Origin of the sequence: Klebsiella sp. MS 92-3 (assembly GCF_000195655.1) — a bacterium.
Classification (GTDB): domain Bacteria; phylum Pseudomonadota; class Gammaproteobacteria; order Enterobacterales; family Enterobacteriaceae; genus Klebsiella; species Klebsiella pneumoniae.
In genome coordinates, this window is sequence record NZ_GL882860.1 from 23349 (window position 1) to 36065 (window position 12717).

Annotated in this window: 14 protein-coding genes; all 14 read left to right on the forward strand. The window is 62.3% G+C overall.

What is annotated here, in order from left to right; genetic code table 11:
• Positions 1–184: 184 nt before the first annotated feature.
• The gene (eutS, locus tag HMPREF9538_RS03420; protein ID WP_002913729.1) at positions 185–520 is read left to right on the forward strand and encodes an ethanolamine utilization microcompartment protein EutS; all 336 of its coding nucleotides are present in this window, start codon (positions 185–187) and stop codon (positions 518–520) included.
• Positions 521–532: 12 nt separating this feature from the next.
• Positions 533–1012: an ethanolamine utilization acetate kinase EutP gene (gene eutP / locus HMPREF9538_RS03415; protein ID WP_002913727.1), complete on the forward strand. Its 480-nt coding sequence runs from the start codon at positions 533–535 to the stop codon at positions 1010–1012.
• Entirely contained in the window at positions 990–1679 is a 690-nt protein-coding gene (eutQ, locus tag HMPREF9538_RS03410; RefSeq protein ID WP_009486201.1) for an ethanolamine utilization acetate kinase EutQ, read from the forward strand. The genes eutP and eutQ overlap by 23 nt, the downstream gene beginning before the upstream one ends.
• Positions 1676–2482: an ethanolamine utilization cob(I)yrinic acid a,c-diamide adenosyltransferase EutT gene (eutT, locus tag HMPREF9538_RS03405; protein ID WP_004890478.1), complete on the forward strand. Its 807-nt coding sequence runs from the start codon at positions 1676–1678 to the stop codon at positions 2480–2482. The genes eutQ and eutT overlap by 4 nt, the downstream gene beginning before the upstream one ends.
• Complete coding sequence (pta, locus tag HMPREF9538_RS03400; protein ID WP_004213203.1) at positions 2472–3488, forward strand: phosphate acetyltransferase; 1017 nt, start codon at positions 2472–2474, stop codon at positions 3486–3488. The genes eutT and pta overlap by 11 nt, the downstream gene beginning before the upstream one ends.
• A gap of 38 nt (positions 3489–3526) precedes the next feature.
• Positions 3527–3817 (forward strand): ethanolamine utilization microcompartment protein EutM, encoded by a 291-nt coding sequence (eutM, locus tag HMPREF9538_RS03395; RefSeq protein ID WP_000387720.1) that lies wholly within the window; start codon positions 3527–3529, stop codon positions 3815–3817.
• 128 nt (positions 3818–3945) lie between these two features.
• Positions 3946–4233: an ethanolamine utilization microcompartment protein EutN gene (gene eutN / locus HMPREF9538_RS03390; protein WP_002913719.1), complete on the forward strand. Its 288-nt coding sequence runs from the start codon at positions 3946–3948 to the stop codon at positions 4231–4233.
• A gap of 11 nt (positions 4234–4244) precedes the next feature.
• A complete protein-coding gene (locus HMPREF9538_RS03385) occupies positions 4245–5648 on the forward strand; it encodes an aldehyde dehydrogenase family protein (protein WP_004152003.1) in 1404 nt (467 codons plus the stop codon).
• A gap of 9 nt (positions 5649–5657) precedes the next feature.
• On the forward strand, positions 5658–6497 hold the full coding sequence (eutJ, locus tag HMPREF9538_RS03380) for an ethanolamine utilization protein EutJ (protein ID WP_020317230.1): 840 nt from the start codon (positions 5658–5660) through the stop codon (positions 6495–6497).
• The gene (gene eutG / locus HMPREF9538_RS03375) at positions 6487–7674 is read left to right on the forward strand and encodes an ethanolamine utilization ethanol dehydrogenase EutG (protein ID WP_009486203.1); all 1188 of its coding nucleotides are present in this window, start codon (positions 6487–6489) and stop codon (positions 7672–7674) included. Before eutJ ends, eutG begins: the two co-directional genes overlap by 11 nt.
• Positions 7675–7873: 199 nt before the next feature.
• Positions 7874–9106 carry an ethanolamine utilization protein EutH gene (gene eutH / locus HMPREF9538_RS03370; protein ID WP_004180838.1) on the forward strand — a complete coding sequence of 411 codons (1233 nt, stop codon included), beginning with the start codon at positions 7874–7876 and terminating at the stop codon, positions 9104–9106.
• Entirely contained in the window at positions 9103–10506 is a 1404-nt protein-coding gene (gene eutA, locus HMPREF9538_RS03365) for an ethanolamine ammonia-lyase reactivating factor EutA (protein ID WP_009486204.1), read from the forward strand. The genes eutH and eutA overlap by 4 nt, the downstream gene beginning before the upstream one ends.
• Positions 10507–10517: 11 nt before the next feature.
• Complete coding sequence (eutB, locus tag HMPREF9538_RS03360; RefSeq protein ID WP_004152001.1) at positions 10518–11879, forward strand: ethanolamine ammonia-lyase subunit alpha; 1362 nt, start codon at positions 10518–10520, stop codon at positions 11877–11879.
• Between the two features lie 20 nt (positions 11880–11899).
• Positions 11900–12717 (forward strand): ethanolamine ammonia-lyase subunit EutC (gene eutC, locus HMPREF9538_RS03355; RefSeq protein ID WP_009486205.1); only part of this gene is annotated, 818 nt, incomplete at its 3' end.

Here is a 12717-nt window from a genome sequence, read left to right on the forward strand (position 1 = left end):
TCCGCGCGCAATACCAGGCAGGCCGGTGAGGAAAAAACGCTGAGCCTGCCTTTTTAATTCCGCCGCAATATTATTTTCTCTCCTGAGTGATCCACTTCACCTTTTAACCCCACTTGCCGAAATTTGTTATTTGCCGCGCTGAAATGTCGTCACCATGAGGACAGATTTCAGGGGGCAATCAGTCATGGATAAAGAACGCATTATTCAGGAATTCGTACCAGGCAAACAGGTCACGCTGGCGCATCTGATTGCCCACCCGGGAGCGGAGCTGGCGAAAAAGATCGGCGTACCCGAATCCGGCGCGATCGGCATTATGACGCTGACGCCGGGAGAAACGGCGATGATCGCCGGCGATCTGGCGATGAAGGCCGCCGACGTGCACATCGGTTTTCTCGACCGGTTTAGCGGCGCGCTGGTGATCTACGGCTCGGTCGGCGCGGTGGAGGAGGCGCTTCTGCAGACCATCGGCGGATTAGGCCGCTTATTAAATTATACCTTGTGCGAATTAACGAAAAGTTAATTGAGAGCGACCATGAAGCGTATTGCGATTGTCGGCGCCGTCGGTGCAGGAAAAACCACATTATTTAATGCCCTGCAGGGGAATTATTCCCTCGCCAGAAAAACGCAGGCGCTGGAATTTAACGATCGTGGCGACATCGATACACCCGGGGAATATTTCAGCCATCCGCGCTGGTATCACGCCTTAATTACCACCTTGCAGGATGTGGACACCCTGATTTATGTCCATGCGGCCAATGATACCGAAAGTCGCCTGCCACCCGGGTTGCTGGATATTGGCAGCCGAAAGCACCTTATCGTGGCGATCAGCAAAACGGATCTGCCGGATGCCAACGTCGCCGCGGTGCGGCAGCTGCTGGACGGGATGGGGTTTCAGGCGCCGGTTTTCGCCCTCAACGGTTGCGATCCGCAAAGCGTCGCGCCGCTGGAAAATTACTTGAGTGAGCTCAGCCAAAAGGAGGAAGGGCCAGGTGAAGAAACTCATTACCGCTAACGATATTCGTGCCGCCCACGCGCGCGGCGAACAGGCGATGTCAGTAGTTCTGCGCGCCAGCATTATCACCCCGGAAGCGCGCGAAGTCGCCGAGCTGCTGGGATTCACTATCACCGAAGACGATGACGCCGCGCCGGCGGCGACAGCGGCGGACAGCGACAAAACGGAAAGCCAGCGGATCCGGGAAACCATCCTGGCGCAGCTGCCGGAAGGCCAGTTTACCGAAAGCCTGGTGGCGCAGCTGATGGAAAAGGTGATGAAGGAGAAGCAGTCCCTGGAGCAGGAGGCGATGCAGCCGGGATTTGACTCCGTGACCGGCAAAGGCGGCATCAAAGTGATCGACGGCAGCAGCGTGAAGTTTGGCCGCTTCGACGGCGCCCAGCCGCACTGCGTTGGCTTAACGGACCTGGTGACTGACCAGGATGGCAGCAGCATGGCGGCCGGATTTATGCAGTGGGAGAACGCCTTCTTCCCGTGGACGCTGAACTACGACGAAATCGATATGGTGCTGGAGGGCGAGCTGCATGTGCGCCATCAAGGGGAAACGCTGGTCGCCAAAGCGGGGGACGTCATGTTCATCCCGAAAGGCTCCAGCATCGAATTCGGTACCCCGTCGACGGTGCGCTTCCTGTACGTCGCCTGGCCGGCAAACTGGCAATCGCTATGAACGATTTCATTACCGAAGCGTGGCTCAGAGCGAATCATACGCTCAGCGAAGGCGGTGAAATCCATCTTCCTGCCGATGCCCGCCTGACGCCCTCGGCGAGGGAACTGCTGGAAAGTCGGCATCTGCGGGTCAAATTTCTCGACCGCCAGGGGCGCCTGTTTGTCGAGGATGACGAACAGACGCCACAGCCGGTGCATGTCCTGACCAGCAGCGACCATCCGCCCCAGGCCTGCTGCGAGCTTTGTCACCAGCCGGTGGGCAAAAAGCCGGACACCTTAACTCATCTGACGGCCGATACCCTGGTGGCGAAAAACGATCCGCGGCTGGCCTTCCGCGCGGTGCTGGACAGCACCATCGCCCTGACGGTGTGGCTGCAAATTGAACTGGCGGAGCCCTGGCAGCCGTGGCTGACGGATATCCGTTCGCGGCTGGGCAACATCATGCGCGCCGATGCGCTGGAGGAACCGCTGGCGGCGCAGTCGATAGCCGGATTCAGCGAGGCGCAGCTGCATCGTCTGTCCCATCAGCCGCTGCGTTACCTGGGTCACGATCACCTGGTGCCGGAGGCCCGCCATGGGCGCGATGTCGCGCTGCTTAATTTGCTGCGCGGCAAAGTGCGCGAGGCGGAGGTGACCGCGGCGCAGGTGTTTATTACGCCGCAATTTGCGGTCCAGCGTGCCGATATTCTACAGGCGCTCAACCGCCTTTCCAGCGCGGTCTACGTGATGATGATCCTGGGCGTGACGGACTCGCCGCCGGCGCTCAGCCAACTGCAGCAGCTGGGAGGTGAAGATGATCATTGACCAGTGTCGCAAACTGGCGCTGCGCGCCCCCGCCAGGGTGGTGTTCCCGGATGCGCTGGACGTCCGCGTGTTGAAGGCGGCGCATTATCTGCAGCAGCAGGGCCTGGCGCATCCGATCCTCGTCGCCAGCCCCTTCGCGCTGCGGCAGTTCGCCCTTGGCGAACGTCTGCCGCTGACCGGGGTGCAGGTCATCGATCCGCACAGCAACCTGGCGATGCGCGAGGCGTTTGCCGCCGCCTGGCAGGCGCGCGCCGGCGATAAAGCGCCCGCTGACGCGGTCGACAAGCTGGCCGACCCGCTGATGTTCGCCGCGGCGATGGTCAGCGCCGGGCAGGCCGAGGTGTGTATCGCCGGAAATCTCTCGTCAACCGCCAGCGTGCTGCGCGCTGGTCTGCGCCTTATCGGCCTGCAGCCGGGGTGTAAAACGCTCTCTTCGCTGTTTCTGATGCTGCCGCAGTATACCGGACAGCCGCTGGGGTTTGCCGACTGCAGCGTGGTGCCGCAGCCGACCGCGGCGCAGCTGGCGGATATCGCGATTGCCAGCGCCGAGACCTGGCAAGCGATCGCTGGCGAAGCGCCGCGGGTGGCAATGCTGTCCTTCTCGACACACGGCAGCGCCCGGCATCCCTGTGTGGCTAACGTCCAGCAGGCCACGGAGATCGTGCGTCAGCGGGCGCCGCAGCTGATGGTCGATGGCGAGCTGCAGTTTGACGCCGCCTTTGTACCGGACGTCGCTGCGCACAAAGCGCCCGGCAGCCCGCTGCAGGGCCGGGCCAATGTGCTGGTCTTCCCGTCGCTGGAGGCGGGCAACATCGGCTACAAAATCGCCCAGCGGCTGGGCGGATATCGCGCCATCGGGCCGCTGATCCAGGGCCTGGCCGCCCCGCTTCACGACCTCTCGCGAGGCTGTAGCGTAGAGGAAATTATCGAACTGGCGCTGGTGGCGTCGGTACCGCGCCAGACGGACGCAAGCCGGATCCCCGACTCGTCCACGCTGGTTGAATGAATGGTCCCCTTCAGGACCCCTTATGAGAGGAAAACACAATGGAAGCATTAGGAATGATTGAAACCCGGGGCCTGGTTGCACTGATTGAGGCCTCCGACGCCATGGTCAAAGCGGCCCGCGTCAAGCTGGTGGGAGTGAAACAGATCGGCGGGGGCCTGGTGACCGCCATGGTGCGCGGCGATGTCGCGGCGTGCAAAGCCGCGACGGATGCCGGGGCGGCGGCGGCTCAGCGTATCGGTGAGCTGGTCTCTGTACATGTCATCCCGCGCCCGCATGGCGATCTGGAAGAGGTCTTCCCGATTAGCTTCAAGGGCGACAGCAACATCTAACGGGGGAGGGGGTGCCGGAAAATTCTGGCCGGATAAGACGCCAGCGCGTCGCTATCCGGCCATGAAAAGGCATGAATGCCGGATGGCGTTGCGCTTTTCCGGCCTGCACATCACACGCGGAGACGGACATGAAGCTGGCTGTGGTAACCGGATATGTGGTCTGCACCGTACGCCATGAAGGTCTGGCCCACGACAAACTGCTGATGGTGGAGATGCTCAATGCCCGCGGCGAGCCCGACGGGCAATGTGCGGTCGCCATCGACAGCATCGGCGCGGGATGCGGAGAGTGGGTACTGCTGGTCAGCGGCAGCTCGGCGCGACAGGCGCACGCACACGGCGCCTCTCCGGTCGATCTGTGCGTGATTGGTATCGTGGATGAGGCTGCGGCCGATGGTCAGGTGCTCTTCCATAAGTAGGGTGAAAAATCATGAATCAACAGGACATTGAACAGGTAGTGAAAGCGGTACTGCTGAAAATGAAAGACAGCAGCCAGCCTGCCGGCACCGTTCATGATATGGGCGTTTTTGCCTCACTGGATGACGCTGTCGCGGCGGCAACGGTGGCCCAGCAGGGATTAAAGCGGGTGGCGATGCGTCAGCAGGTGATTCAGGCCATTCGTGAGGCGGGTGAAAAGTATGCCCGTGAACTGGCGGAGCTTGCGGTGACGGAGACCGGCATGGGACGCGTTGAAGATAAGTTTGCCAAAAACGTGGCGCAGGCGCGCGGCACGCCGGGCGTGGAGTGTCTGACTCCGCAGGTGCTCACCGGCGATAATGGCCTGACGCTGATTGAAAATGCGCCCTGGGGCGTGGTGGCCTCGGTGACGCCGTCCACCAATCCGGCGGCGACGGTGATCAACAACGCCATTAGCCTGATTGCCGCCGGCAACAGCGTGGTCTTCGCCCCCCATCCGGCGGCGAAAAAGGTCTCGCAAAGGGCAATTACCCTGCTTAACCAGGCGGTAGTGGCCGCCGGCGGCCCGGCCAACCTGCTGGTGACCGTGGCGAACCCGGATATCGACACCGCCCAGCGGCTGTTTAAGTACCCTGGCATCGGCCTGCTGGTGGTGACCGGCGGCGAAGCGGTGGTCGAGGCGGCGCGCAAACATACCAACAAACGCCTGATCGCCGCCGGGGCTGGCAATCCGCCGGTGGTGGTGGATGAGACTGCCGATCTACCGCGCGCCGCGCAGGCGATCGTCAAAGGCGCCTCTTTTGATAACAACATTATCTGCGCCGACGAGAAGGTGCTGATCGTGGTCGATAGCGTTGCCGACGAACTGATGCGCCTGATGGAAGGCCAGCAGGCGGTGAAACTCACGGCGGCGCAGGCCGAACAGCTCCAGCCGCTGCTGCTGAAAAATATTGACGAGCGCGGCAAAGGCACGGTCAGCCGCGACTGGGTCGGTCGCGACGCGGGCAAAATCGCCGCGGCGATTGGTCTGCAGGTGCCGGCGCAAACCCGCCTGCTGTTTGTGGAAACGCCCGCCAGCCATCCGTTTGCGGTGACTGAACTGATGATGCCGGTGCTGCCGGTGGTGAGGGTGGCGAACGTTGAAGAGGCCATCGCCCTGGCGGTGCAACTGGAAGGCGGCTGCCACCACACCGCGGCGATGCACTCGCGCAACATCGACAACATGAACCAGATGGCGAACGCCATCGACACCAGCATCTTCGTCAAAAATGGACCGTGCATCGCCGGGCTTGGGCTGGGCGGCGAGGGCTGGACCACCATGACCATCACCACCCCAACCGGGGAAGGGGTAACCAGCGCGCGGACCTTCGTTCGTCTGCGTCGCTGCGTGCTGGTGGATGCGTTTCGAATCGTATAAGGGATGAACATGGCGCACGACGAACAACGCTGGCTTTCGCCGAGACTACAAAAAGCCGCTGCCCTGTGTAACCAGGCGCCCGCCGCCAGCGAGGCGCCGCTGTGGCTGGGCATCGATTTGGGCACCTGCGACGTGGTGTCGATGGTGGTTGACCGTGACGGCCAGCCGGTTGCGGTATGCCTTGACTGGGCCGACGTGGTGCGCGACGGCATCGTCTGGGATTTTTTTGGCGCCGTCACCCTCGTGCGCCGACATCTTGCGACTCTCGAGCAGCAGCTGGGCTGCCGCTTCACCCATGCGGCGACCTCGTTTCCGCCCGGCACCGATCCGCGCATTTCGATTAATGTCCTGGAGTCCGCCGGGCTGGAGATCAGTCATGTGCTGGATGAGCCTACCGCGGTGGCCGATCTGCTGCAGCTCGATAACGCCGGGGTGGTGGATATCGGCGGCGGCACCACCGGGATCGCCATCGTTAAACAGGGCAGGGTGACGTATTCGGCGGATGAAGCAACCGGCGGCCACCATATCTCCCTGACTCTGGCCGGGAATCGCGGCATCGGGCTTGAGGAGGCGGAGCAGTACAAGCGCAGCCACGCCGGGGAGATCTGGCCGGTGGTTAAGCCGGTGTACGAGAAGATGGCCGAAATTGTCGCCCGACATATTGCCGGACAAGGGATTGTCGATTTGTGGCTGGCAGGCGGCGCCTGTATGCAGCCGGGCGTGCATGAGCTGTTTCGTCAGCGCTTCCCGGCATTACCGGTGCATTTGCCGCAGCACAGCCTGTTTATGACCCCGCTGGCAATCGCCAACAGCGGGAGAGAAAAAGCGGAGGGGATGTATGCAAGCTGAACTGCAGACGGCGCTGTTCCATGCCTTTGATACGCTGAATCTTCAGCAAATGAAAAGCTTCAACGTTCCGCCGGTGACGCTGCACGGCGTCGGCGCGCTGGCGGCCTGCGGTCCGCAAGCGCAGTCCCGGGGCCTTAGGCATCTGTTTGTCATGGTTGACAGTTTTCTCCATCAGGCGGGAATGACCGCCGGGCTGGAGCGTAGCCTGGCGATGAAAGGGATTGCTATGACTCTCTGGCCCTGTCCCGCCGGCGAACCCTGCGTCACCGATGTCTGCGCCGCCGTCGCCCAGCTGCGGGACGCGCGCTGCGACGGCGTGGTGGCCTTTGGCGGTGGATCGGTACTGGATGCGGCGAAGGCGGTGGCGCTGCTGGTCGCCAATCCTGAGCAGACGCTGGGGGAGATGACGGAGCACAGCGAGTTGCGCCCACGTCTGCCGCTGATCGCGGTGCCGACCACCGCTGGCACCGGGTCTGAAACCACCAATGTGACGGTGATTATCGATGCGGTGAGTGGACGCAAACAGGTGCTGGCGCATGCCTCGCTGATGCCGGATGTGGCGATCCTCGACGCCGCGCTGACCGAGGGCGTCCCGCCGCATATCACGGCAATGACCGGGATTGATGCGCTGACCCACGCCGTCGAGGCCTACAGCGCCCGCCACGCCACGCCGTTTACCGACAGTCTGGCGATGGGGGCGATAGCCATGATCGGCGAGGCGCTGCCGAAAGCGGTGGGCTGCGGTCAGGATCTGGCGGCGCGGGAAAACATGCTGCTGGCTTCCTGCATGGCGGGGATGGCGTTTTCCAGCGCCGGGCTGGGGCTATGCCATGCCATGGCGCATCAGCCGGGGGCGGCGCTGCATATTCCACACGGTCTGGCCAACGCCATGCTGCTGCCAACGGTGATGGAGTTTAACCGCATGGTGCGCCGGGCGCACTTCAGCCAGATCGGCCGGGCGTTAACCGGCAAGAAAACCGATGACCGCGAGGCTATCGCCGCCGTGCGCGAGCTGATCGCCGAGGTCGGTCTGACGATGCGGCTGACGGAGGCTGGCGCGACGTCCGCGCACTACGCCGCCTGGGCGCAAGCGGCGCAGGAGGACATCTGTTTGCGCACCAATCCACGCACCGCCAGCCGGGAGCAGATTATCGAGCTGTACGCGGCGGCGCAATAAATGCCGATTTTCCCGGAGGCGTGTGGCTGTGGCTTTCCCGGCTCGTGCTGCGCTTAGCCGGGCTACAGGATCACAGCCGTCTGCTATGCCGTAGCCCGGGTAAGGCGTTCACGCCGCGGCCCGGGAAAGTCGCCTGAGTGCGGCTAATGTCCCGGTATTCACAGTATCTACAAATCATAAATGACAGGGAGTAAGGGCTATGGGAATTAACGAAATCATCATGTACATCATGATGTTCTTTATGCTGATTGCCGCCGTGGACAGGATCCTGTCGCAGTTCGGCGGCTCGGCGCGCTTTCTCGGCAAACTGGGGAAAAGCATTGAGGGATCCGGCGGTCAGTTTGAAGAAGGGTTTATGGCGATGGGCGCGCTGGGCCTGGCGATGGTCGGGATGACCGCCCTGGCGCCAGTGCTGGCTCATCTGCTTGGTCCGGTGATTATTCCGCTGTATGAGATGCTCGGCGCCAACCCGTCGATGTTCGCCGGCACGCTGCTGGCGTGCGACATGGGCGGTTTCTTCCTCGCTAAAGAACTCGCGGGCGGCGACGTGGCGGCCTGGATGTACTCAGGCCTGATCCTCGGCTCTATGATGGGTCCGACCATTGTGTTCTCCATTCCGGTGGCGCTCGGCATTATCGAACCAACCGATCGCCGCTGGCTGGCGCTCGGCGTGCTGGCGGGCATTGTCACCATTCCCATCGGCTGTATCGCCGGCGGTCTGGTGGCGATGTATTCCGGGGTGGAGATAAACGGCCAGCCGGTAGCGTTTACCTTCGCGCTGATCCTGATGAATATGATCCCGGTGATCATCGTCGCCGTGCTGGTGGCGCTGGGGCTGAAGTTTATTCCGGAAAAAATGATCAACGGCTTCCAGATCTTCGCCAAATTCCTCGTGGCGCTGATCACCATCGGCCTGGCGGCGGCGGTGATCAAGTTCCTGCTCGGCTGGGAGCTGATCCCGGGACTCGATCCGATCTTTATGGCGCCTGGCGACCAGCCCGGCGAGGTGATGCGCGCCATCGAAGTCATTGGCTCTATCTCCTGCGTGCTGCTCGGCGCTTATCCGATGGTGCTCCTGCTGACCCGCTGGTTTGAAAAGCCGCTGATGCGCGTTGGTAATCTGCTAAAAATCAACAATATGGCTGCCGGCGGCATGGTCGCTACCCTGGCGAACAATATTCCGATGTTCGGCATGATGAAGCAGATGGATACCCGCGGGAAAGTGATCAACTGCGCCTTCTCGGTGTCAGCGGCGTTCGCCCTCGGCGACCATCTCGGTTTTGCGGCGGCCAATATGAACGCCATGATCTTTCCGATGATTGTCGGCAAACTGGTCGGCGGCGTTACCGCGATTGGCGTGGCGATGCTGCTGGTGCCAAAAGATGAAAACGTACCGGCGCCTGCCAACAACGAAGCGGAGGCGCACTCGTGAACACGCGCCAGCTGTTGAGCGTCGGTATTGATATCGGCACCACCACCACGCAGGTGATCTTCTCGCGCCTCGAGCTGGTGAACCGCGCGGCGGTTTCCCAGGTGCCGCGTTATGAATTCATCAAACGCGACATTAGCTGGCAAAGCCCGGTCTTCTTTACGCCGGTTGATAAGCAGGGAGAACTGAAAGAGGCCGAGCTTGAGGCGCTGATTCTGGCTCAGTACCGGGCCGCAGGGATCGCTCCACAAGCGGTGGATTCCGGGGCGATCATCATCACCGGCGAAAGCGCGAAAACCCGCAATGCCCGCCCGGCGGTGATGGCGCTCTCGCAGTCGCTGGGCGATTTTGTCGTCGCCAGCGCCGGGCCGCATCTGGAGTCGGTCATTGCCGGACACGGCGCCGGGGCGCAGACCCTGTCCCGGCAGCGGATGTGCCGGGTGCTTAATATCGATATTGGCGGCGGTACCTCGAACTATGCCCTGTTTGACGCCGGAAACGTCAGCGCCACCGCCTGCCTCAACGTCGGCGGCCGCCTGCTGGAAACCGACGCTCAGGGGCGCGTGGTCCACGCGCACCCGCCGGGGCAGCGGATTGTCGATGCGCTGTTTGGCGCCGGCACTAACGTCCTGGCGCTGACCGCCGGGCAGCTGGCGCAGGTGGCGAGCCGGATGGCGGCGCTGATCGTCGAGGTGATCGACGGCACCCTCTCACCGCTGGCGCAGGGGCTGATGCAAACCGAAGTACTGCCTGCGGGTGTTCAGCCGGAGGTGATTACCCTTTCCGGCGGAGTGGGGGAGTGCTACCGCCATCAGCCCGCCGATCCTTTCTGTTTTTCCGATATCGGGCCGCTGCTGGCCACGGCCCTGCATGAGCATCCGCGCCTGCGTGAGATGAACGTGCAGTTCCCGGCGCAAACCGTGCGCGCCACGGTGATTGGCGCCGGGGCGCATACGCTGTCCCTGTCCGGGAGCACCATCTGGCTGGAGGGGGTTCCATTGCCGCTGCGCAATCTGCCGGTGGCTATCCCGCAGGATGCCGCCGATCTGCCGAACGCCTGGCTCCAGGCGCTGACGCAGCTCGATCTGGCCCCCGAGGCGGACGCTTACGTGCTGGCGCTTCCCGCTTCACTTCCGGTGCGCTACGCCACCTTACTGACCGTAATTGACGCCCTGCTGGCGTTTGTCGCCCGCTTTCCCAATCCCCGTCCGCTGCTGCTGGTGGCCGAGCAGGATTTTGGCAAAGCGCTGGGCATGCTGCTGCGGCCACAGCTTCCACACCTTCCGCTGGCGGTCATCGATGAGGTGAGCATCCGGGCGGGAGACTATATCGACATTGGTACGCCTCTTTTTGGCGGATCGGTTGTGCCGGTGACGGTGAAATCACTCGCATTTCCTTCCTGAGGGAACGACTTATGAAACTAAAGACCACATTGTTCGGCAATGTTTATCAGTTTAAGGATGTAAAAGAGGTGCTGGCGAAAGCCAACGAACTGCGTTCGGGGGATGTGCTGGCGGGGGTAGCGGCGGAGAGTTCGCAGCAGCGCGTGGCCGCCAAGCAGGTGCTCTCCGATATGACGGTGGCCGATATCCGTAATAACCCGGTGATCCCGTATGAGGAGGACTGCGTTACGCGCCTGATCCAGGATGACGTGAACGAAACCGCCTATCAGCGGATTAAACACTGGACCATCAGCGACCTGCGGGAATACGTGCTCAACGACGAGGTCACCAGCGACGATATCGCTTTTGTCCGCAAAGGGCTGACCTCCGAGGTGGTGGCTGCGGTGGCCAAAATCTGCTCCAACGCCGATCTGATCTACGGCGGTAAAAAAATGCCGGTGATCAAAAAAGCCAATACCACCATCGGTCTGCCGGGGACCTTTAGCTGCCGCCTGCAGCCGAACGATACCCGCGACGATGTGCAGAGTATTGCCGCGCAAATCTATGAAGGGCTCTCCTTCGGCGCGGGCGACGCGGTGATTGGCGTCAACCCGGTCACTGACGACGTGGAGAACCTGAGCCGGGTGCTGGATACGGTGTACGGGGTGATCGACAAGTTTAACATCCCGACCCAGGGCTGCGTGCTGGCGCACGTCACCACCCAGATTGAAGCCATCCGCCGCGGCGCGCCGGGGGGGCTTATCTTCCAGAGCATCTGCGGCAGTGAAAAAGGGCTTAAAGAGTTCGGCGTCGAGTTGGCGATGCTCGATGAAGCGCGGGCGGTGGGGGCGGAGTTTAACCGCATCGCCGGGGAGAACTGTCTTTACTTTGAAACCGGGCAGGGCTCGGCGCTTTCCGCGGGCGCTAACTTCGGCGCCGACCAGGTGACCATGGAAGCGCGTAACTATGGCCTGGCGCGGCACTACGATCCGTTCCTCGTCAACACCGTGGTGGGCTTTATCGGGCCGGAGTATCTCTATAACGACCGGCAAATCATTCGCGCCGGCCTGGAAGACCACTTTATGGGCAAGCTGAGCGGCATCTCAATGGGCTGCGACTGCTGCTATACCAACCATGCCGATGCCGACCAGAACCTCAACGAAAACCTGATGATCCTGCTGGCGACCGCAGGCTGCAACTACATCATGGGCATGCCGCTCGGCGACGACATCATGCTCAACTACCAGACCACCGCCTTCCACGATACCGCGACCGTGCGCCAGCTGCTGGGCCTGCGGCCGTCGCCGGAGTTTGAACGCTGGCTGGAAACGATGGGCATTATGGCAAATGGTCGCCTGACCAAACGGGCGGGCGATCCGTCACTGTTCTTCTGATGACGCGGGGATGACACATCATGGATCAAAAACAGATTGAAGACATTGTACGCAGCGTAATGGCGTCAATGGGACAACCACAGTCGCAGCCGCAGGCCCCCGCAGCGTCGACGCCGGCCTGCCATGCCGCCTGCGCCAGCGAAGCGGTGGTGGAAAGCTGCGCGCTGGACCTGGGCTCAGCGGAAGCGAAAGCCTGGATTGGCGTACAACATCCGCACCGCGCCGAAGTACTGACTGAACTGAAACGCAGTACCGCGGCGCGCGTTTGCACCGGCCGCGCCGGCCCGCGTCCGCGCACTCAGGCGCTGCTGCGCTTCCTGGCCGATCACTCGCGCTCGAAAGACACGGTGCTCAAAGAGGTGCCGGAAGCGTGGGTGAAAGCGCAGGGGCTGCTGGAAGTGCGTTCCGAGATTAGCGATAAGAACCTCTACCTCACGCGTCCGGATATGGGCCGTCGCCTCAGTCCGGAAGCGATTGATGCGCTGAAGGCGCAGTGCGTGATGGATCCGGATGTGCAGGTGGTGGTGTCCGATGGCCTGTCGACGGATGCCATCACCGCCAACTACGAAGAGATCCTGCCGCCGCTGCTTGCCGGCCTGAAACAGGCGGGTCTGAAGGTCGGGACGCCGTTCTTCGTGCGCTATGGCCGCGTCAAGATTGAAGATCAGATCGGCGAGATCCTCGGCGCGAAGGTGGTGATCCTGCTGGTTGGCGAGCGCCCGGGGCTCGGCCAGTCGGAGAGCCTCTCCTGCTACGCGGTGTACTCCCCGCGGGTGGCGACCACCGTCGAGGCCGACCGGACCTGTATCTCCAATATCCACCAGGGCGGCACCCCCCC